The sequence below is a fragment of the Arenimonas sp. genome, from assembly GCF_041919775.1.
Classification (GTDB): Bacteria; Pseudomonadota; Gammaproteobacteria; order Xanthomonadales; family Xanthomonadaceae; genus Arenimonas.
This window is the reverse complement of record NZ_JAYRTE010000016.1, coordinates 1-22,272: the sequence shown is the minus strand read 5'-3', so window position 1 is coordinate 22,272 and position 22,272 is coordinate 1. Positions and strand designations below refer to the sequence as shown.

The 22,272-nt window shown below is 69.2% G+C and carries 11 protein-coding genes and 1 pseudogene; 9 read left to right on the top strand and 3 right to left on the bottom strand.

Going from position 1 to position 22,272, the window contains the following annotated elements:
• Positions 1-142 precede the first annotated feature (142 nt).
• The 3 genes from ACE3TE_RS09820 to ACE3TE_RS09810 all read left to right on the top strand — a co-directional run bounded on the left by ACE3TE_RS09820 (position 143) and on the right by ACE3TE_RS09810 (position 6,913).
• Positions 143-3,616, top strand: coding sequence for an Ig-like domain-containing protein (locus ACE3TE_RS09820; protein ID WP_374604482.1), 3,474 nt, complete (start codon positions 143-145; stop codon positions 3,614-3,616).
• 127 nt (positions 3,617-3,743) lie between these two features.
• On the top strand, positions 3,744-4,355 hold the full coding sequence (locus tag ACE3TE_RS09815) for a phosphatidylcholine/phosphatidylserine synthase (protein ID WP_374604480.1): 612 nt from the start codon (positions 3,744-3,746) through the stop codon (positions 4,353-4,355).
• A 242-nt stretch (positions 4,356-4,597) separates the two neighbouring features.
• The gene (locus tag ACE3TE_RS09810; RefSeq protein WP_374604479.1) at positions 4,598-6,913 is read left to right on the top strand and encodes an Ig-like domain-containing protein; all 2,316 of its coding nucleotides are present in this window, start codon (positions 4,598-4,600) and stop codon (positions 6,911-6,913) included.
• Between the two features lie 55 nt (positions 6,914-6,968).
• Here ACE3TE_RS09810 and ACE3TE_RS09805 read toward each other — a convergent pair whose 3' ends face one another.
• Positions 6,969-7,211, bottom strand: a complete 243-nt coding sequence (locus ACE3TE_RS09805; protein WP_374604477.1) for a DUF6868 family protein — start codon at positions 7,209-7,211, stop codon at positions 6,969-6,971.
• 111 nt (positions 7,212-7,322) lie between these two features.
• Between ACE3TE_RS09805 and ACE3TE_RS09800 the strand changes: the two genes are divergently transcribed.
• The 3 genes from ACE3TE_RS09800 to ACE3TE_RS09790 all read left to right on the top strand — a co-directional run bounded on the left by ACE3TE_RS09800 (position 7,323) and on the right by ACE3TE_RS09790 (position 12,946).
• Positions 7,323-8,297: a L,D-transpeptidase family protein gene (locus ACE3TE_RS09800; protein ID WP_374604475.1), complete on the top strand. Its 975-nt coding sequence runs from the start codon at positions 7,323-7,325 to the stop codon at positions 8,295-8,297.
• Positions 8,298-8,303: 6 nt separating this feature from the next.
• The gene (locus ACE3TE_RS09795) at positions 8,304-9,080 is read left to right on the top strand and encodes a M23 family metallopeptidase (protein WP_374604473.1); all 777 of its coding nucleotides are present in this window, start codon (positions 8,304-8,306) and stop codon (positions 9,078-9,080) included.
• Between the two features lie 92 nt (positions 9,081-9,172).
• Positions 9,173-12,946: an Ig-like domain-containing protein gene (locus ACE3TE_RS09790; protein ID WP_374604472.1), complete on the top strand. Its 3,774-nt coding sequence runs from the start codon at positions 9,173-9,175 to the stop codon at positions 12,944-12,946.
• Between the two features lie 109 nt (positions 12,947-13,055).
• Here ACE3TE_RS09790 and ACE3TE_RS09785 read toward each other — a convergent pair.
• Both ACE3TE_RS09785 and ACE3TE_RS09780 read right to left on the bottom strand, forming a co-directional pair.
• Positions 13,056-13,181 (bottom strand): annotated as a pseudogene (locus ACE3TE_RS09785) (phage tail protein); the annotation flags it as partial.
• 794 nt (positions 13,182-13,975) lie between these two features.
• Positions 13,976-15,373 carry a GntP family permease gene (locus ACE3TE_RS09780; protein WP_374604470.1) on the bottom strand — a complete coding sequence of 466 codons (1,398 nt, stop codon included), beginning with the start codon at positions 15,371-15,373 and terminating at the stop codon, positions 13,976-13,978.
• Between the two features lie 159 nt (positions 15,374-15,532).
• Here ACE3TE_RS09780 and ACE3TE_RS09775 point away from each other — a divergent pair, with 159 nt between their 5' ends.
• The 3 genes from ACE3TE_RS09775 to ACE3TE_RS09765 all read left to right on the top strand — a co-directional run bounded on the left by ACE3TE_RS09775 (position 15,533) and on the right by ACE3TE_RS09765 (position 22,193).
• Complete coding sequence (locus tag ACE3TE_RS09775) at positions 15,533-17,782, top strand: TonB-dependent receptor (protein WP_374604468.1); 2,250 nt, start codon at positions 15,533-15,535, stop codon at positions 17,780-17,782.
• A 66-nt stretch (positions 17,783-17,848) separates the two neighbouring features.
• Positions 17,849-18,844, top strand: a complete 996-nt coding sequence (locus tag ACE3TE_RS09770) for a PHB depolymerase family esterase (protein WP_374604466.1) — start codon at positions 17,849-17,851, stop codon at positions 18,842-18,844.
• 13 nt (positions 18,845-18,857) lie between these two features.
• Positions 18,858-22,193, top strand: coding sequence for a PAS-domain containing protein (locus ACE3TE_RS09765; protein WP_374604464.1), 3,336 nt, complete (start codon positions 18,858-18,860; stop codon positions 22,191-22,193).
• Positions 22,194-22,272: the final 79 nt, after the last annotated feature.

The following is a 22,272-nucleotide window of genomic DNA, read 5'->3' as shown; positions in this document are numbered from 1 at the left end:
CTCGCTAACCTCGTTAGCAATACAAGAAAGCGGGCTTCGGCCCGCTTTTTTGTTGCGATTTTTTCGCGTGTTTTGCGTAGCCGTCGCGGTATTGTGTGACTACACTGCCCCGGAAAGTATCGCGCAGCGGAGCCCCCCGGCCATGACCTTGCCCTTCCTCCCGCGGGTATCCGCACTCATCGCAGTGGTCCTTGCATCCGCGGTCGCGTTCGGTGCGGCCACCGCCTCCGCGCAGACCATCGACACCGTCGCCGGCGACGGCAGCAGCGGATTCTCGGGCGACGGCGGCCCGGCGATCGCGGCCGCGATCGACGTGCCGCTTTCCGTGGTGCAGGTCCCGGGTTCGTCGGCGTATTACATCGGTGGCAGCGGGCTCATTCGCAAGGTCGGCGAGGACGGCACCATCACCACCATCGCGGGGCAGGGCGGCACGACGGGATTTGCCGGGGACGGTGGCCCTGCCACGCAGGCGCGGTTCACCGACATCGTGGCCATGGCCCTGCACCCGCGGAGCGGCGAACTCCATGTCGTCGACCAGGGCAATGCCCGCATCCGCCGCATCGACTCCCAGGGCATCGTGCACACCGTCGCCGGGACGGGCGAGCATCAGTTCACCGCCGACAGCGGTCCCGCCGGCGAACGTGCGCTCCGGCATCCCGCCGCGATCACCTTCGCGCCGGGTGGCGACCTGTACATCGCGGACCAGGTCAGCATCCGCAAGGTCGACTCCAGTGGCGTGATGCATCTGGTCGCGGGAACGGGCGCGGCGGGCTACAACGGCGACGGCATCCCGGCCACGGGCGCGCAGCTCAATTCCCCGGATGGTCTGGTGGCCCCTTTCGGCGGCCAGGTGTACGTAGCCGACCGCGGCAATGGCCGCCTTCGTGTGATCGATGCGGAAGGCATCATCCGCACGCTCGCGGAAAACTCCCCCGCCGGGCTGGCCACCGACATCCACGGAAACCTGTACTACCACCGCGTCGGTTCCGCGCGCATCGAACGCTACCTGCCGCATCTGCAGGTGGTGGAGCCGGTGGCGGGAACCGGCAGCCCGGGTTTCTCCGGTGACGGCGGTCCGGCCCTGGACGCGCGGCTTGGCACGATGACCTCCCTGGCGATCGCCGCGGAAGACATTCTCGTCGCCGACTCCGACAACCGCCGTGTCCGCCGCGTCACCTCGCTCGACGCGATGCTGCCCCGCGTCTACTTCGAAAGCGCCTTCGTGGACGAAGGCGACACCGGCACCACGCCGGCGGTGTTCCGGTTCCGGCTGGACCGGCCCGCGCTCGTGCCGGTCAGGCTGCGGGTGTCTACCGAAGACCATCTGGCGACCTCGGACCACGACTACCAGCCCGTCACCGGGCAGATCGTGGAAATCCCGGCCGGCGAATCCCTGGGTGAGCTGACGGTGCTCGTCAACGGCGACGAATACGTCGAGGGTTACGAAACCTTCAACCTGCGGGTCGTGATCCTTGCCGGGGCGGTGTCCTATGGCAATGGTTATTACGGCGAGGCCTCGGGCGTCATCTACGACGATGACGAAGCCGGCCCTCCGGAATTCTTCCTGCGCGACGACCGGGAGATCGTTCCCGAGAATGCCTCGCCCTACGTTTTTCCCGTCACCCTCAATGACAGCACCGAATTCAATCCCGATGGCGGCTTCACGATCGTCAGCCCACCCGCCCTGGGCACCGTTTCGGTCAACGGACAGTACGTCTGGTACTACCCGCCGCAGGACTGGACAGGTGAAGAGCAGCTCACCTATGAAGTGTGCGAGACCGAAGCGCGCTGTCTGACGGCGACCGTGACCCTGGTGGTGCGCCCGCTGGCCGACCAGTACCTGGGCGTCTCCGGCCGCACGGGCCGCGGACGACTGGAAGTGTCGAACCTGCGTGCGATGCCGGGCGCCCGCTTCCTGGCCACGCCCCTGGTCGAACCCCACGTGATGTCGTTCTACGTCGGCGTGGACGATACGCCGGCCACTCCCTGGGACAGCACGAACGGTGTGGTCTGGCAGCTGCGGACGATCCCGGCGCCGGCAGACGGCCGCGCCCGCACCGTCAAGGTTTTCGCCGAAGACGGGACGCAGTTCGGATTCAACGCGACGCTGTACATGGGCGTGGACAGCAACGGCGACGGGCGTCCAAACCCGGCGGAGCAGCGCTGCATCCAGAACGACATGACGCGAACCTGCGAACTGTCCTTCGAGCAGGCCGCGGGCCAGTCCCTGGCTTACTGGGTCATGCTGCAAAGCCGGAACGAGGAGCCCCGCTCGGTACAGGTCAATGTCTACGAAGTGCCCTTCGTCGATGGCGACGGCAGCCTGGCGGTCACTGCCCCGGGCCACCTGCCCGCCGGCCAGCGTTTTGCGCTGAACATGGTCTGGAACGATCCGACCATGCTGTCCGGCGAGCGGCGCCTGGGCTACGTGCGCGTGAAGTCGGATGCCAACACCGCAACGGGTGATTTCCCGGTGCTGCTGGTCCAGGGCAACGACGAGGAACGACCGCTGCGCCTTGTCGACGGCCAGCCGCAGGTCCTGGCCCTGGCCGCCGGTGCCAGCCATCGCAGCATCTATATCGACGTGCCGCGCGGTGCGACCCGTTTGAGCGTCGAGAGCCGGAGCGACGCCAATATCGACCTGCATCTCGTGCGCGTGCCGCACCCGAACGACGCCGCCACGAGGGTGCAGCCGGTCGCGCTGCCTTACGTGCCGGTCGCCGTGGGCGAGGGTCCCGGTGGCAACGAGAGCGTGGTCGTGCACGACGGCCTGGACCAGCCCGCCCGCTGGCATGTCGTCGCGATCAACCGCGACGGTTCCGACGCGCGGCTCGAGCTGACGGCAGCCATCGACGCCGCGGCACCGGTGGTGCGTCCGGGCAGCTACTTCAACCAGCTCCGTTCAGGCCACGGACTCTTCCTGTATCCGGCCGGCGGCGCCTGGGCCGGCATCTGGTATGCCTATCGCGAGAACGGCTCCCCGACCTGGTATTACCTGCAGGCCCCTGCGCCGGGCGTCGACGGCACCTGGACATCCCCCGTCTACCGGTCGGCGTGGAGCGGCGATGCCGGGCACCTGGTGGCGGTGGGTTCCGCGACGGTCACGCCGACGGGTCCGGATGCCTTCCGATTCAGCTACACCGTCGATGGCATCGAGGGTTCGGAGCCGATGGCCGCGCTGGCACGCGGCTGCCCGACGATCGATGGCCAGGTACTGGACGTGAGCTCGCACTGGTTCGACCCGGCGAACGCCGGACCGGGCTACAGCGTGCAGATGATGGCCAACTATGAGTTCATCGCCGCCTTCGTCTACGACGGGCTCGGCGAGCCGCGGTTCCTGCTGTCGGAACGCAGCGGCGTCGGCGACGCCGACGACGTGCTCAATGTCGAACAACTCGGCGGTTCATGCCTGTCGTGCGCCTATTACGGCCCTCCGAGCCGCACGACGGTCGGCACGCTGCGGCGCGTCCTTTCGGGCGGCACCCTGCAGTCGCTGGAGCTGGACGCGATCTTCGTCAACGGGCCGATGAACATTCCCGTGCCCGGCGCCTGGAGTTCGGTGGACCTGGTCGTGCCGCTTGGCGGCCCCGGCACCACGCAGGGATGCGCGCCCTGAGACAGGCGCGCCCGCGTTTGCCGGTCTGCGTTGGCTGGCCTGCCGGGCAGGGGCTTGTTAGATTGCCCCGGAGGCACGACGCAGGGCGGCACTGCCTTTTGCGGCGCGTGCGGGGAGGCTCGAAGGCATGAAAAGACATTTTTCGATGATCCGCGACTTCCACCTGGCCGACTGGTTCACGCTGGCCAACGCCTTCTGCGGCACCGGTGCGATCTTCGCGGCGATGCGCTTCCTGCAGGACGGCCGGGTGAACGACCTGCTGTGGGGCATGGCGCTGGTGCCACTGGCCTTCGTGTTCGACGCGCTCGATGGCTGGGTCGCCCGCCAGCGCCACGGGGCTTCCTTGCTCGGTCGCGAACTCGATTCACTGTCGGACGTGATTTCCTTCGGCGTGGCACCCGCCGCGCTGGCCTATGCCTGCGGTATGCAGGGCGGCTGGGACTGGCTGGTGCTGTCGTATTTCGTCGGCTGCGGCGTCAGCCGGCTGGCGCGATTCAATGTCACCGCCGAAGCCTTGTCCGAAGGCGCGGCGAAGGTGCGCTTCTTCGAGGGCACGCCGATCCCGACCTCGGTCGTTCTGGTCGGGCTGATGGCCGTGGCCGCGTGGCAGGGCCGCATCGGCGAAGACCTGTGGTTCGGCCGCATCGACCTGGGCTGGCAGCTGCATCCGCTGGTGCTGCTGTTCGCCGTGTCGGGCTCGCTGATGATCAGCAAGACCGTGAGGATTCCGAAACCATGAGGAGTCACGCGATGCCTGGTGCCCACATCCGCGGTCTCGTACTGGTCGTTCTCATGCTTCCGTTGCTTGCTTGGGCGCCAGCTGCTTTCGCCCAGGATCCGCCACTGTTCTCCGTACCCCATGTGGTCGCGGTGGACGAGGGTGATTCGGGGCATACCGATGTCGCGGTCAAATGGACGCTGTCTTCGCCCGCGAGCTCCGAGGTTGCCTTTACCTGGGCTACGCGCGCCGACCACTCTTCGATGACTCCCGGCATCGATTACGTGCAGGTCCCGCCCACCCGCGTGGAGATTCCGGCGGGGCAGACTGCCGGGCAGGTCACGGTCAGGGTTTTCGGCGATACCCACGCCGAAGGGAACTTCCAGACCCTTTGGGTCGATTTCTCGGCGGTGACGGGGGCGCGCACCGTCGGCCCGGACCCCACGGCGTTCAGCACCCGGGTCGACATCCGCGACGATGACGCACCGGTGTCGCGTTCGGGCCAGGCCCGCGATGATGCCGTGCAGGCGGTCGTGAACGAGCCGGCCTTGCTGCATCCCCTGGCCAACGACGTGTTCAACTACCTGGAAAGCTCCCAGCTCGTCGTGGAGATCATCGACCCGCCGGCGCACGGCGCGCTGGATCCGCAAGGGCAAAACGGCGACGTGCGTTTTCTCTATACCCCGGCGCCCGATTTCACGGGGCGCGACAGTTTCCGATACTCGCTGTGCCTGCCAGGGACGGGCTGCACCGAGGCCACCGTGCGCGTGGCGATCCGCGCCAATCATTCGATCGAGCTTACCCGGGGCGACCGCGGCGGCAGCGAACGGGTGTTGATGCAGAGCCTGCCGCCTCTCTCGGCCGCGCGCTACACGACTTCGCCGCTGGTGGCTCCGCGGGAAGTCTCGCTGGGCGTCTACCCGGATCCCACGCCTTGGGAGCCTTGGAACGCGGATTCGAACCTGGTGTGGGAGACCAGCACGATTCCCGCCTCGCCGGAAGGGGAAATCCGCGAGTACCGCATCCTGCTCGTCAATCCCGACTCCAATATCGCCTGGGTCGATGCCTACGCCGGCATCGATCTCGACGGCGATGGTGTGCCGTCGCAGGGGGAGGTGCAGTGCAGCGCGATCCGCCCACAGGACGTGGGCAATGTCTGCGAGACCGTCGTGCACGTCGGCGACGCGCCGGTGACCTGGTGGGTGGCGGGACACAACCGCTGGCCGGACTATCGCCCCGCGGTGTTCGAGGTCTACGAGATTCCGATGGACGCGTCAGACGGCACGCTGCTCGCGACCGGACCGGTACAAACCGACGCGCAAGCGCCGGTATACCTGCAGCTGGGCTGGCTCGACGAAGGCTTCCTGGACGGCGACCAGCGTGCCGGCATCGTGCGCCTGTGGTCCGACGCCGGCACCGTGCTCGATGACTTCACCGTCTGGTTGAAGGATTCCGAAGAAAAGGTCGGCCTGCCCCTGGCCTTCGGCGTGCCCAGGAGCTTCGACGTCGCTCCCGGCTCACGCCTGGAACGTGTTTTCGTCGACGTGCCCGAGGGCGCCACGCGCCTGGAGGTCGTCAGCAACAGCCCGGGGGGCATGCCCTTCCAGCTGGTGCGCCATCCTGGCGGCGATGACCCGGCCTCGTCGGCGATCGCCGCCGCTCCGGCGCCGGGCGTGGACGCCGTTGCTTCCACGGGCGTGGGCGACCAGCGCGTGGCGCGCGTCGAAGCGGGCGCGCTGCATCCGGGTCGCTGGTACGTCGTGCCTCACAATGCGGGCACCGAGCGGGCCAGCGTGACCCTCACCGCCTCCCTGCAGGCGGTCGCGCCGCTGGTGAGGTCGGGCAGTTATTTCAATCCGGGCCGCAGCGGCTCCGGCCTGATGCTGTATCCGGCCGGCAACCAGTGGGCCGGGCTCTGGTACACCTACGAATCGGTGAGTGCCCGTCCCACCTGGTATTACCTGCAGGCCACGGCGCCGGACGCCGACGGTATCTGGCGCAGCCCGCTCTACCGTCAGGCCTGGTATGCGGGCCACGCAGAACCCACCATCGTGGGCCAGGCCACGGTGACGCCGGTCGGTCCGGACCTATTCACCTTCACCTATACGCTGTACGGCGAGACCGGCTCGGAAGTGTATTCGGCCCTCGGCCGGGGTTGTCCGAGCCTCAATGGCCAGCCCCAGGACATCAGCTCGCACTGGTTCGACCCGCAGCGGGCCGGCGCCGGCTACAGCGTGCAGGTCTGGAACGACTACGAGTTCTACGCGGTGTTCGATTTCGACGTACAGGGCTCGCCGGTTTTCCTGACCGCGGAAAGCGGCACCTTCGCCGGTGCCACGGCGACCCTGCCGCTGCAGCGCGTGATGGGCGCGTGCCCGACCTGCTCGTACATCGCACCGGCAAGGGAACCGGCCGGTTCGCTCCGGCGCATCCTGCAGGGCGGCGAGCTCGACAGCGTGAGGGTGGATGCGGACTTCGCGGAGTCCTGGCCGTTTGCCGACATCCGCGATGGCTGGTCCGTCCTTGACCAGGTACGGACGCTTGGCGGCCCCGGAACCACGCAGGGCTGCGCGGACTGAACGGCCGGCGCGAATGCCGGCCCACCCTTCTGGGTGTGGCCGGCTGCCGGTGGGATCAGTCCAGGAGCTGGATCGCCAGCAGCGGGGTCAGGTTGAAGACGAGGATCAGGATCTTGAATACCGCCATCGCGCCGTAGTGCATGGCGTCGAACATCTCGTCGGAAAGGCGGAACCAGCGCCGGTGCAGGCGGCGGACCGGTTCGCGGAACCAGGCGAGCGCACCCAGCCAAACCAGCAGGATGCCGTAGTTGATGGCGAGTGACCAAAGCAGCAGTTCGGTGATGGGATCGTCCTTCATGGGCTTTCCTCCGCCTGGGTGGTTTGCCCGGCCAGCATAGACCAGGCGGCCGGCTTAGCCGCGATTAATGCGGGGCAGGGGACACTCGGGCAAAGCCTGAGGAGACCTGCCATGTTGCGCACCCGTTCGCTGATGTACTGGATCGCAGCCGCGCTTGCGGCCAGCACTGCCGCCGTTGCGAGCCCCTCGGCGGCCTCGGGTGCCATGGCGGCAGCGGAGGCGGAGGCCTCGCCGTCGGACGCCGCGACCGCGCGAAACGACCTGCGTGCCCAGGTCCTGCTGGACCGGGCGCATTTTTCCCCGGGCGAAATCGACGGCGTGGCGGGCTCCAACCAGGCGGGTGCGATCAAGGCCTTCCAGCGCAAGCACGGCCTGGACGAAACCGGCGAGCTCGACGACGCCACCTGGACCGCCCTCGAGGCCGGCGACGTGCCGACCCTCGTCGACGTGGTGCTGGCCGAAGACGACATCGCCGGTCCCTTCGCGGACATCCCCGACGACATGATGGCCAAGGCGGAGCTTGAATCCATGGGCTTTGCCAGCGTCGAGGAAAAGCTGGGCGAACGTTTCCATGCCAGCCCCACCTTGCTGCGCGAACTCAATCCGGAGGCCGCGTTCACGGCCGGCGAAACCATCCGCGTGCCGAACGTCGCGCGCGACGCCTCGCTGCCGGCGGCTAGCACCGTCGTGGTCGATGAATCCGACGGCGCGCTGTGGCTGCTCGACGCGCAGGACGAAGTTATCGCCTGGTTCCCGGCGACCTCGGGCAGCGAGCACGACCCGCTGCCGATCGGCGACTGGAAGATCAACGGCGTGGCCAGCAACCCGGTCTTCAACTACGACCCGAGCCTGTTCCACGCTGCCGATCCGTCGCATGAGAAGGCGACGCTGCAGCCGGGCCCGAACAATCCGGTGGGCCTGGTCTGGATCGACCTTAGCAAGCCGCACTACGGCATCCACGGCACGCCGGAGCCCGCGAACATCAGCAAGACCCAGTCCAATGGCTGCATCCGCCTGACGAACTGGGACGTCGTGCGTGTCGCCGGCGCCGTGTCGGCCGGCACGGCCGTGCGGCTGCAGGAGTAAGCGCCAATGCGGGCCGGCCTGGTGTTCCTGGCGGGATTGCTGGTTGGCGGCCTGGCCGTCGCCTGGGTGGTGGCCGAAGTGCCGGCCGAGCGCGCGACCGGCACGCAACCGGCACCTGCCACTCCGGAGGCCGATACCTCGGGGTCCGCGTTGATTGCGCAGGCGGGTCCCGGCCCGGCGCAGGCTCCCGGCCCAAGGCCGGTCGCCGGACAGGACATCGAAAGCACGCTGGACGTCGCCGTCGACGATGCCGTGCAGGAAACCATCGAACAGGCGCCGCCCCTCGCCACGGTACAAACGGTCGCGCCACCCGAGGCGGCGCCGCCTTTGCAGGAAGGACCGCTGCTGCCGCCGCTGCGCATTCCCGTCCAAGGCGTGCAGGCCGCCGACCTGGTGGACAGCTTCGCCGATGCCCGCGGCACCGACCGCGTGCACGATGCGCTCGACATCATGGCCCCGGAAGGCACGCCGGTGCTTGCCGTGGCCGACGGGCCGGTCGTCAAGCTCTTCGACTCGGTGCCCGGCGGGATCACGCTCTACCAGTTCGACGACGCCGGCCAGGTCGCGTTCTATTACGCGCACCTGCAGCGCTACGCCGAGGGCATCGGGGAAGGCAGGGTGCTCAAGCAGGGCGAGCTGATCGGCTACGTCGGCCACACCGGCAACGCCAACGCCGCGGCCCCGCACCTGCATTTCGCGATCTTCGTGCTCGGCCCCGACAAGCGCTGGTGGGAAGGCGAGGCGATCAATCCCTATCCGCTGCTGGCGGGGCCGGCGCGGTAACAGCCCCCTCCCGATTTCCAGCCGGCTGCCTGACCACGGCGGGCGCGCCACGGGCTATCATCCGGGCAGAAGGATCGTCCCGGGGAATCCGCTTGAACCAGTCTCGTAACCGACCCGGCGCATCTGCGCCGGGCCTGGCCGGCCTCGGCCTGTATTTGTTGCTGCTGCTGCCGGGCGTCGCCGCCGCGCAGCAGGTTTCGACCATCGCCCATGGCCAGGGTGCGCCGGAGGCGCTGACCCACGAGCCCGACGGCCGTGCGCTGGTCGCCGCCCAGGGGCGCATCTACCGCTTGTTCGAGTTCAATGCCGAGCCGCTGGTGGTGGCAGGCACGGGCGTCCGGGGTTTTGCGGGTGACGGCGGGCCCGCCACGCAGGCGCAGATCGGCGAAGTCGGCGCGATCGTTTCGATGTGGGACGGTGCGATCGTCTTCGCCGACACGTCCAACCATCGCATCCGGCGCATCGATGCCGACGGCACGATAAGCACGATTGCCGGCAATGGCAGTGCCAGCCCGTCCGGAGACGGTGGCCCCGCCACAACCGCCGGCCTGCCATCCCCGCAGGGTCTGGCGCCGTCGGCGGATGGCGGCCTGTACGTCAGCAGCGGCAATCGCATCCGTTTCATCAGCAGCGGGGGCGTCATCGGCGCTTTCGCCGGCGACGAAGTGGCGGGCCATGTCAACGGAGATTCGGCGAGCGCAAGGTTCGACCGCCCGGGCGCACTGGCGGCCGTCAACGACGGCGGGCCAGGCCTGCTGGTCGCCGACCGGGGCAACCTGCGGATCCGGATGATCGCCTTGCAGACGGGCCAGGTAAGCGACATCGCGGGCAACGGCAGTGATGGTTATGCCGGCGAGAGCGGCCGCGCGCTTGACCTCCCCCTGGGCGAGGTCAGCGGCATGACCGGTGTCGCCTCGATTTACGCGACCATCGCCGGAAGCCATCGCATCGTGCGCATCAGTCCGTATTACGGAGACATCGCGCCTTTTGCCGGGACCGGCACGGCCGGTTCCACCGGTGACGGTGGTCCGGCGGCCCAGGCCCGTTTCTCTTCGCCGGCAGCGCTGGCCAGCCTCGACTCTTCGGTAAACCCCGGCACCGTCCTGGTCGCCGACGTGGGCAATGCCCGCGTGCGCCGCATTGCCTTCATGGACCGGCAGCCGGCGACGCCGGTTCCGCCGACGGCGCAAGCCGGCAACGCGCAGGCAAGGCTGGTCTTCGAGAGCTGGCCCGAACCGCTTCAGATCCGTCCCGAAGCTTATGAAGTCAGGGCGACGCCGGGCGGGCGTGTGGAATCGGTGCCCGACCTGCAGGCATTCCAGTTCGAAGGGCTGGAGAATGGCCAGGCCTACACCTTCGCGCTGCGCGCGATCTACCCGGGAGGGCCGAGCGCGTGGTCGGCCGAGTCGAATTCGGTGACGCCGTTCGCGCCGCAAATCCCCACGGTGGCGGATGCCAGCATCGCCGAAGGAGACGCTGGCGAGACCGCCCTGGACTTCACCATCTCGGTGCCGGAGCCGGCGCCCGAGGACCTCCTCGTCTACTACGTGACGACGGAAACCGGAACCGCCGATCTTTCGGACTTCACTGCGGAAGGGGTCTACCAGGTCACGATCCCCGCGGGACAGACCAGTGCGACCTATACCGTGCGCATACTTGGCGACACTACTCCTGAGATCGACGAGACCTTCACCGTCGAGCTTCGCGACGGCGCCGGGCAGGTGTTCGCCAGCGCCACCGGCACCATCCTCAACGATGATGGCGCCACGGACACCACTTTCTACGGCGTCCCCGACCGCTTCACCCTCATCGAGAACGCCGCGGAATCGAGCCTCGACGTGCTTGCCAACGATCGTCGCCGGAACGGCGACCTGGCGGGCGGCCGCCTCGAGCTGTTGGCAGCGCCCGCCAACGGCAGCGCCTGGGTCGATGACCGCGGTTCACCCGCCGATGCCAGCGACGACGTGCTGCAGTACCGGCCGGACGGCGACTGGTCGGGCGTGGACACGCTTGTCTACCGCGCCTGCGATGCGGCCAACGCCTGTTACCAGGAAACGGCCGCGGTCCGCGTCACCCTGGACGATCCGCTTTCGATCATCACCCGGGGCCAGTCGGGGCGTTCGTTCGGCGAAGCCGGATCACCGCGGGCGATGTCCGACATCCGCTACATGGCGACGCCGCTGGCGACGCCGCGGGCCGAACTCTTCAATGTCGAGGCGGACCCGCGTCCGTCGACCCCCTGGGAAGCAGGCCTGTCCGGCACCGTGACGCGCCTGTACACGCTGCCCGCCCCGGCGGATGCGCAAGCGTCCAGCTGGCGTATCCACGCCCGCTTCGGCTGGAACGGGGGCCAGAGGGTGTTTGGCTACGTGGGCGTGGACGCCAATGGCGACGGCCAGCCTTCCGCGGACGAAGTGCGCTGCGCGGCGACGATGCGGTCGGACGAGGAATTCTGCGATTTCCCGCTGGCGCATCCGGGAACCGGCCCGGTTGTGTACTGGGTGATGGTGCACAACGCGCAGGCCTGGCCGGCGGATGTCGATGTCCACGTGGCGGCCGTGCCGATGATTGCCAGTGACGGCAGCGTCGTCGCCACCGGTCCGGCCCGGGTGGACGCCGGCGACGCGCTCGCCTACATCGTCTCCTACAACGATCCGTCCATCATCGAAGGGGAACTGGCCGTCGGGTACGTGCGCGTTTTCGATGGCCAGCAGGAAGTGGATTCACTGCCGGTCACCGTCGAAGTGGACGCCGATCCTTCGACCAACAGCGGCTCCGCGCTTTCCAGCGGCAGTCCCTACGCCATGCGTCTGCTGCCCGGCCAGGCGCATGACCGCCTGTTCGTGGATGTGCCTGCCGGCGCCAGCGAACTGCGGGTCACGATCGCAAGCGCCGAGGACGTGGACCTTTATGTTGCAAAGGCGTCGCCCTCCGCGGACATCGCGGCGATCGGCAGCGCCCCGTCGCGTGCAAGCGCCGACGCTTCCGCCGTGGGGCCCGGCGGCAACGAAACCCTGTCCGTCAGCGGCGCGGCGCTGTCACCCGGTCGCTGGTACGTGACGCCGGTCAACAGCGACGAGGACCTGGCCTCCGTCACCATCACCGCGACCGTCACCAGCGCCGCGACGCCGGTGGTGCGGCCCGGCAGCTACTTCAATGCCGGTCGAAGCGGCCACGGCATCTTCCTGTACCCCGCGGGAAACCAGTGGGCCGGGATCTGGTACACCTACGGTTACGGCGGGCGTCCCACCTGGTACTACGCGCAGGGCCCCCGGCCAGGCGCCGATGGCATCTGGCGGGCGCCGGTCTACCATTCGGCCTGGATCGGAAACGGCAACCGCCTGACCCGCATCGGCCAGGTCATGGTGACGCCGACCGGGCCGGACCAGTTCACCTTCACGCACGAAGTGCATGGGCTGACCGGCTCCGAACCGATGTCCGCCCTCGGCCGCGGCTGCCCGACCTATTCAGGCCTGCCCGTGGATGCAAGCTCGCACTGGTTTGACCCGGCGACGGCCGGCGCCGGTTTCAGCGTGCAGCTGTGGCCGCAGTACGAGTTCTACGCGGCTTTCGTCTACGACAAGCAGGGCAGCGCGCGTTTCCTGTCCGCTGAAAGCACGTTCGCAGGCCAGGCCGAGGCCACGCTGAGCCTGGAACAGCTGCGTGGCACGCCTCCCACCTCGTTCTGGCAGGGCACGCCGATGCGCTTCCCGGTGGGAACGCTGCGACGCACCTTCGCCGGTGGCACGCTGGCCGGCATCGACGTCAGCGCGACGTTTACCGATGGCGTCACCGGGACCTGGAGCGCGTCGAGCACCCTGCAGCCGCTGGGCGGCGAGGGCACCACCCAAGGCTGCGCTCCCTGAGCGCAGGCGCAGCCGCCATCTGAAAGGTCGCCCGCCCCGCCGGCAAGGCGGGGCGGGCGCGGACTCAGGCGCGCGAGGGGTAGATGCCCTGGGTGCAGATCAGGTAGGTGTGTCCGTTGGGAGCCGCGTCGCGCAGGTCTGGCAGCGCGAAGGTGGACACGCCATCACCACCGAAGCGCGTGCCCAGCAGCGAAAAGAGCGCGGTGTTGCTCGAGATCGCCAGGATCTGTCCATTCGCCGGGACGCCCCTGCCGACGGTGCCAGCGGTCAGGGTAATCTCGCCCATCGTGCACTCGCCGCGACCGGCAGCGGCCGTGCCGGTATTGATGCCGAAGCGCAGGTCAGGCGTGGCCGGGCCTGCCGGTCCGATCGGACCGGCGGGACCGGTGGCGCCCGCGGCCCCGGCAACGCCCTGTTCACCCTGCGGACCCGCCGGGCCCATGGGGCCCATGGGGCCGGGGGCACCGACGGGACCGGGAATGCCCATCGGACCCATGGGCCCGATCGGACCCATCGGGCCCATCGGACCCACGGGTCCCATCGGGCCGGCCGGACCGGTGGCACCCGTTGCACCGGTCTCACCCTGGGGACCCGCCGGCCCGATCGGCCCGGGCAGGCCCTGCGGACCGCGGCCCGCCCAGGACACCGGCGAAGTGCCGCGCTGGCAGGTGACGAAGCGTCCCTTCCTGGCGTTGAAGAAGATCAGCATGCCGTCGGAATCCTGCACGCAGCTGTAGTACGTGTCGGGATCCGGCGTGGAAAGGATGCCGGGCTTGGTCAGCCAGATACCCGACCTGTCGGTCGGCTTGGCGAAGACCTGGGCGTGCGCGGATGCGGGAATGACGAGCAGGGCGGCGAGGCCCAGCGAAGTGAACTTGGTCATGGTGTTCCCCTGGTGTCGGACGATGCCGGCCGAGCGTGACCACGCCCGTCGTCGCAATCGTTACGCACGGCGAAAAAAAACATCCGCAGCGAAGATTTGCCGTCTGCGGATGTTTTTTGCGTTTTGCGTTGCCGGCCCCGGAAGGATCAGACCCAGCCGGTGGCGTAGAACACGCCGATGATGAAGAACACCGCCAGCGTCTTGATGATGGTGATCGCGAAGATGTCCTTGTAGGCCTGCCGGTGCGTCAGGCCGGTGACCGCCAGCAGGGTGATCACCGCGCCGTTGTGCGGCAGGGTGTCCATGCCGCCGCTGGCCATGGAGGCCACGCGGTGCAGCACTTCCATCGGGATGTTGGCGGCGTTGGCGTTGGCGATGAAGGTTTCCGACATCGCGGCCAGCGCGATCGACATGCCGCCCGAGGCCGATCCGGTGATGCCGGCCAGCGCGGTGACGGTGATCGCCTCGTTGACCAAGGGGTTGGGGATCGAGCCAAGCGCACTGGCCACCACCAGGAAGCCGGGCAGGGCGGCGATGACGGCGCCGAAGCCGTATTCCGAGGCGGTGTTCATCGACGCCAGCAGCGCACCGCCGATCGCCGGCTGGGTGCTTTCGGCGAAGTGCGTGCTCACGGCCTTCCAGGCCAGCAGCACCACCGCGACGATGCCGGTCAGCAGGGCCGCCTCGACCGCCCAGATCGCCGCCACGCGCGAAACTTCCTGCACCACCGGCGCGGCGTTGCCGATCACCGAGGGTTCGAAGCTGTGGGTTTCGCCGTAGTAGCTGCCGATCCAGACCGTATAGAGCTTGTTGGTCACGCCCACCAGCACCAGCGGCAGCAGCGCGATCCACGGGCTGGCGAGCTTGTCGCCGGCGTAAGGTGCCGGCTCGTTCTTCAGCTCGGTGCCATAGCCTTCGCCGGCGCGCCGGGCCACGCGGCGGCGCCATTCCAGATAGCTCATGCCCAGCGCCAGGATGAAAAGACCGCCGATCGTGCCCAGCACCGGCGCCGCCCAGGTGTCGGTGCCGAAGAAGCCTGTCGGGATGATGTTCTGGATCTGCGGCGTGCCGGGCAGGGCGTCCATGGTGAAGGTGAAGGCGCCCAGCGCGATCGTGCCCGGGATCAGGCGCTTGGGGATGTCGGCCTGGCGGAAGAGTTCGGCGGCGAAGGGATAGACCGCGAACACCACCACGAACAGCGACACGCCGCCATAGGTGAGGATCGCGCAGACCGCGACGATCGAAAGCATCGCGCGTTCGGGTCCGAACAGCCGGATCGTCGCCGCCACGATGGATTTGGAGAAGCCCGAGATTTCGATCAGCTTGCCGAAGATCGCGCCCAGCAGGAACACCGGGAAGTAGAGCTTCAGGAAGCCCACCATCTTGTCCATGAACAGGCCGGTGAACATCGGCGCCACCAGGGACGGGTCGGTCAGCAGCACCGCGCCCAGGGCCGCGACCGGCGCGAACAGGATGACGCTGTAGCCGCGGTAGGCCACGAACATCAGGAAACACAGCGCCGCCAGCACGATCAGGAAGGACATGCCTTCGAACCCCCGGGAAAAACACAGGGGTCGAGTGTCCGCAGGCGCGGCGCCGCCGGCCACTTGTACCAAGGTACAGGTGCCGCCCCGCCGGCCCGGACGTAGTCTGCCGTGCAACCGGCCGACCGGCCGTCCGACACGCTAGTCCGAGGGGAAACCATGAAGCGCAAGCAACTGAGCCTGGCCATCGGCCTCACCCTGTCCCTGGTCGCCCTCCACGCGACGGCACAGGACGCGCCCGCCGCCGGGACGGCCGAGGAAGACGCCCTGGCCACCCTCGATGCGGTCGAAGTGACCGCGCGTCGCCGCACCGAGTCGATCCAGGACGTGCCGGTGGCGGTCAGCGCCTTCAGCGAGGACGCCATGCGCGACCTGCAGGCGACCAACATCGACGGCCTGCAGGGCGCGGTGCCGAACATGAACATCGTGCAGGGCCGCGGCTCCTCGAACTCGGTGAACGTCTTCATCCGCGGCATCGGCCAGCCCGACGCGCTGCAGACCTTCGACCCCGGCGTCGGCATGTACGTCGACGACGTCTACTACTCGCGCATCAACGGCGCGCTGTTCTCGCTGTTCGACGTCAGCCAGGTCGAAGTGCTGCGCGGCCCGCAGGGCACGCTGTACGGCAAGAACAGCACCGGCGGCGCGATCAAGATCACCACGCGCAATCCCTTCGACGACCAGGGCGGCTCGGTCGAGTTGACCGCCGGTGACTACGGCCGCGCCGAGGGCCGCGCCTACGTCGCCGGCCAGCTCAGCGACACCCTGGCCGTGAGCCTGGCGGCCGCGAAGATCACCCGCGACGGCTACGTCACCGACCCGGCCACCGGCCAGGACTACAACGACGAGGACACCACCGCGGCGCGCGTGAAGATCGCCTTCCGCCCCAGCGACACCTTCAGCGGCAATCTGTCCCTGGACTACACCCGCCAGGACAATGCGCTCACCCTGGGCCAGCCGGTGGCGCCGCTGTACGGCGTCGACCTGGCGGGCGGCATCGTGCTTTACCGCCTGCCGACGCCGGGCGAGTACAACTTCGAAACCCGCACCTCCTTCGCGCCGGACCAGGGCCAGGCCCTGACCCACAAGGGCGCCTCGCTGGGCATGGAGTGGGTGCTGAGCGAACGCTGGACCGCCAAGTCGATCACCGCCTACCGCGAGCTCGCCACGGCCTCCTTCATCGACATCGATGCCTCCGAGTTCGAGCTTGGCGACGTCTTCGTCGGCGTCGACCAGCGCCAGGCCAGCCAGGAGTTCCAGCTGCAGTACGACAACGGCGACGACCTGCAGGCGATCTTCGGCCTGTACTACATGAACGAACAGGTGCCTTCGCACCAGGAAGCCTACGCCGACGACTTCCTGCTGTTCTCGGGCTTCCCGATCAGCTTCCTGCGCACCATCGACGATGACCTGTCGAACAAGTCCGTCGCCGGCTTCGCGCACTTCAACTGGGAGTTCAGCCCCAGCTGGACCCTGGCCGCGGGCCTGCGCTACAGCAAGGACAGCAAGAAGTACTTCCGCACCACGTCCACCTTCTCGAACCTGCTGGGCAACGCCGACCCGGCGCTGGCTTTCAACATCTCCGACAGCTGGAAGGCCCTGACCCCCAGCCTGAGCCTGCAGAAGCAGTTCAGCGAGCAGGTGATGGGCTACGTGTCGGCGAACCGTGGCTACAAGGCCGGCGGTTTCAACGGCCGCGCCAACGCCGCCACCGAGATCAGCGCGTTCGAACCCGAGTACGTCTGGACCTACGAGGTCGGCGTCAAGATGCAGTCGGCCGATCGCCGCCTGTCGGGCCGCATCGCCGCTTTCCACAGCACCTACGAGGACTTCCAGGCCCGCGTGTCGGAAGTGCAGAACCCGAACGACCCGATTCCGAACTTCGCCTTCCCGGTGCTCAACGCCGCCGAGCTGGCGATCGACGGCATCGAGTTCGAAGGCATGGCGCGGCTGGGTGACTCCACGCTGCTTAGCACCCAGCTGGGCTGGATGGACGCGCGCTACGAAGAGTTCAACGACCCGCGCGTGGTGGTCAACCCGGCGCTGGCGAACCTGCACGACCACGTGCCGTTCTCGCCGGAGTTCACCGGCCGAGTCGCGCTGCAGCACGGCTTCGAGCTGGCCAACGGCAGCCTGCTGACCATCGGCGGCGACGTCTCCTACCGTTCGGAGACCTGGCTGAGCGTGGACAACGCCCCGGGGCTGAGCCAGGAGGGCTACACGCTGGCCGGGCTGTTCGGCAGCTGGGATTCGTCCGACGGCCGCTGGCAGCTGCGCGCCGGCGTGCGCAACCTCACCGACGAGGTCTACAAGACCGATGGCCAGGAGTTCTCGTCCATCGGTGGCATCCAGACCGCGTATTACGGCGCGCCCCGCAATTACTACGCGTCGCTTCGCTACAACTTCTGAGTGATGGCAAAGTTTCCCCGGGAATTTTCCCAACGGGTCGCGCAAGCGGCCCGTGTTTTTATTCCGATGGCGCTGCTGGCCGGCCTGGCCGGTTGCGGCGCCGAACCGCCGCCGCCGCTGCCGGCAATCACGGTCGATTCCGACCGGATCGCGGTGGCCGGCGTTTCCTCCGGCGCGATCATGGCCGGCCAGGTGCACTTCGCCTGGTCCGACCGCCTGCGCGGTGCGGCGCTGCTGGCGGGCCCTCCCTATGGCTGCGCCGGGGGTTCGCTGGAAACGGCGCTGGGGCCGTGCATGGAGGCCAAACCCTACCTGCCGGATCCGAAGCGCCTGGCCGCGCGCGTGCGCGAGCGGGCCGCGGCCGGGCAGCTGGCCCCGCTTTCCGGCCTGGCCGGCGACGTGGTCTACGTGCTGCACGGACGCGACGACGCCACGGTGGCGCCGGCGCTGGCCGCGTCGGTGGCCGGCGTGTACGAGGCGCTTTCCGGGGAAGCCGGCGGGCTGCGCGTGGAGACGGACACCGACCGCGCCTTTCCGCACCTGCTGCCCACGCGCGATCGCGGCGTCGACTGCACGCTCGGCGGCGAACCCTGGCTGGGCCGCTGCGGCTTCGACGCCGCCGGCACGATGATGGCGAAACTGTTCGGTGAGCCGGAAGCCGAAGCCGCCGCGGACGCCGCCGGCGAACTGCGGCGCTTCGACCAGGCCGCGTTCACGCCGGCCGATGCCGACCCGGTGATGGCCGACGCCGGTTACCTGTACCTGCCGCCGGACTGCGCGGCCGGCGCCACCTGCGGCGTGCTGGTGGCCTTCCACGGCTGCCAGCAGAACGCCGACAAGGTCGGCGAGGCCTTCGTGCGCGACGCCGGCTTCAACCGCTGGGCCGACGTGCACCGCGTGGCGGTGCTGTATCCTCAGGTGCGATCAAGCTACCTGCCGCTGAATCCGAAGGCATGCTGGGACTGGTGGGGTTACACGGGCGAGGCCTACGACACCCGCGACGGCGCGCAGCTGCGCTGGCTGGCCGCGGCGCTGAGCGCGCTGGGCGTCGCGATGCCGTGATCCGGGCGCGGTCGTGCTGACCGACGCGCTGGTCATCGGTGCCGGCCTGCTGTGGCTGGGCCTGCTGTTCGGCACGGCGCTGCTGGCCGAACGCCGCCCGGCGCTGCTCGCAAAGCAATGGCCAGCCGTCTACAGCCTCTCGCTGGCGGTTTACTGCACCTCCTGGACCTTCTACGGCACCGTCACCCAGGCTCAGCGCTCGGGCTGGGCGATCCCGCCGACCTTCCTCGGCACGATCCTGCTTTACCTGCTGGGCTTCGGCTTCCTGCTCAAGCTGCTGCGGCTGGCGCGCGAGCACAACTCGACCTCGCTGGCCGACCTGATCGCCACTCGCCTGGGCCGCAGCTCCTGGCTGGCGGCCGCGGTCACCTTCGTGGCGGTGCTGGGCATCGTTCCTTACATCGCGCTGCAGTTGAAGGCGGTGGCGATGAGCTACGGGCTGCTGACCCGCGCGTCGGAACTGGCGCCGCCGCCCTGGCAGGACAGTGCGCTGTACGTGGCGCTGGCGATGGGCCTGTTCGCGATGCTGTTCGGCACGCGCCGCGTATCGGCCGCCGAACACAACCGCGGGCTGGTGCTGGCGATGGCGGTGGAGTCGCTGCTCAAGCTGGGCGCGATGCTGGCGCTGGGCGCCTTCGTGGTGTTCGGCCTCGACCTGCCCAGCCTCGACGTGCCGCCGCCGCCGGCCGACGGCGCCAGCGGGTTCCCGGCGCTGGTGCTGCTGGGCGCGCTGGCGATGTTCACGCTGCCGCACCAGTTCCACGTCGGCATCGTCGAGTGCCGGCAGGAAAACGAGCTGCGCACGGCGCGCTGGCTGTTCCCGCTGTACATGCTGCTGATCGCGCTGCCGATCCTGCCGCTCGCGCGCGCCGGCGATGCGCTGCTGGCGCCGATCGGCGTGCCCTCCGACCTGTACGTGCTGGCCCTGCCGCTGGCGCATGGCCAGGAAGCACTGGCGCTGCTGGCCTTCCTTGGTGGCCTGAGCGCCGCCACCGGCATGGTGATCCTGGCGACGCTGGCGCTGAGCGTGATGATCGGCAACCACTGGCTGGCGCCCGTGCTGGTGCGCGGTCGCTGGTCGGGCGGTGGCGGCGAAGGCGCCGACCTGCGCGGCGCGGTGCTCACCCAGCGCCGCGTCGGCATCCTGGCCGTGGTGCTGCTGGCCTGGGGCTACAGCCGCCTGATCGCGGGTTCGGACGCGCTGGCCGACATCGGCGCGCTTTCGTTCTCCGCGCTGGCGACGCTGGCGCCGGCGGTGGCCTTCGCGGTCTGGCGGCCGCAGACGCCGGCGCGCGCGGTGCTGGCCGGCCTGGGCGTGGCGGTCGCGCTGTGGTGCTGGGTGCTGCTGGCGCCGGCGCTGGCGGAAGCCGGCGGGCAGGCGCCGGCCTGGCTGCAGCAGGGACCCTTCGGCTGGGGCTGGCTGGCGCCCGAGCGCATGTTCGGCCTGGGCGAGTGGAGCCGCATCGGCCGCGCGACCCTGCTGAGCCTGGCGGCCGGCGCGCTGGTGCCATGGATGCTGGCTTCGCGGCTGGACGTGGCCACGCCCGACCTCGGCGGCGCGCTGTCGCGCGAGGCATTGCGCGAAGTGGCGGTGCGTTTCCTGCCGGTGGCGCGCGTGGACGCGGTGCTGGCCGGCGCGACGGCCGGGCAGGCGGTGCCGGGCGAGCTGCAGCAGCGCATCGAACGCGAGCTCGCGGCGGTGCTGGGCGCGGCTTCGGCGCGATTGCTGCTCGACGCGGCGCGGCGTGCGCAGGGCACCGACCTCGACACCGTCGCCACCATCGTTGGCGAGGCCTCGCAGGCGCTGCGCTTCAACCAGCGCGTGCTCGAGGCCGCGCTGGAAAACATGAGCCAGGGCATCTCGGTGGTGGATTCGGAGCTGCGCCTGGTGGCCTGGAACCGTCGCTACGCCGAGCTGTTCGATTACCCGGCGCCGCTGCTGCAGGTCGGCGTGCCGGTGGCCGAGCTGGTGGCGCACAACGTCGGCCGCGGCCTCGCCGGCGACGGCCCGCCCGAACGCGAGGTCGGCAAGCGCCTGCGGCACATGCGCGCGGGCACGCCCTACGTCGCCGAGCGCCGGTTCGGCCACATGGTGGTGGAGATCCGCGGCAATCCGATGCCCGGCGGCGGCTTCGTCGCCACGTTCACTGACGTCACCGATTTCCGTCGCAGCGAGGCCGAGCTCAAGTCGGTCGCGGAAACCCTGGAACAGCGCGTCGCCGAACGCACCGCCCAGCTGGCCGGCGCCAAGGCCGAGGCCGAGCGCGCGAACCGCGGGAAGTCGCGGTTCCTAGCGGCGGTGAGCCACGACCTGGCGCAGCCGCTGAACGCCGCGCACCTGTTCGTGCACGCGCTGACGCCGAAACTCGAGGACACGCCGCACCGCGAGGCACTTGCGAACATCGACGGCGCGCTGGTTTCCGCCGAAGGCCTGCTGTCCGGCCTGCTCGACATTTCCCGGCTCGACGCCGGCGGCATGGAGCCCAAGCCGCAGGCCTTCCGCATCGATGACCTGCTGGGGCACCTGGCCGCCGAGTTCGGCGTGCTGGCGGCGCAGAAGGGACTGGTGCTGCAGAGGGTGCCCACCCAGGCCTGGGTGTTCACCGATCCGCAGCTCTTGCGCCGCGTGCTGCAGAACTTCCTGGGCAATGCGGTGCGCTACACCGCCAGCGGCCGCATCCTGATCGGCTGCCGGCGCCGCGGCGAAACCCTGTTCGTCGAAGTCTGGGACACCGGGCCGGGCATCGCCGAAGCCGACCAGAAACTGATCTTTGAAGAGTTCCGGCGCCTCGACAAGGGTGGCCAGGGCCTGGGCATCGGCCTGGCGATCGCCGAACGCGTGGCGCGCCTGCTGGGGCTGCCGCTGAAGCTGCGTTCGTGGCCGGGCAGGGGCACCGTGTTTTCGATCGGGGTCCCGCGCACGCAGCCGGAGCCCGCCGACGTCCGCGCGACCCCGGAACCGACGCCCGAGCCGCCGCGCAGTCGCGTGCTGGTGGTCGACAACGACCCGGACGTGCTGCGCGGCATGCAGGCCCTGCTGGGTGGCTGGGGCTGCGAGGTGCTGGCGGCGCGCAGCGGCGACGAAGCCGCGGCGCGCGTGGCCGAAGCCGGCCCGCCCGACCTGCTGCTGCTGGATTTCCACCTCGACGGCGGCCAGACGGGTCTGCTGGTGCGCGAACGCCTGGCCGGCCTGATGCCGTCGAGGCCCTGCGTCGTGATCACCGCCGACCACGGCCCCGAGGTGCGCGACGCCATCGCCGCCGCCGGCTGCCACCTGCTGCACAAGCCGCTCAAGCCGCTCGCGCTGAAGTCGATGATGTCGCGCCTGCTCGGCCCGACGGACCTGTAGGAGCGGCGTGAAGGGCGGAGCATTTTTGTTTTGCGTGTGGGAATTAGGGGTTAGCCCCCGTAGGGGCGCCCAACGAGGC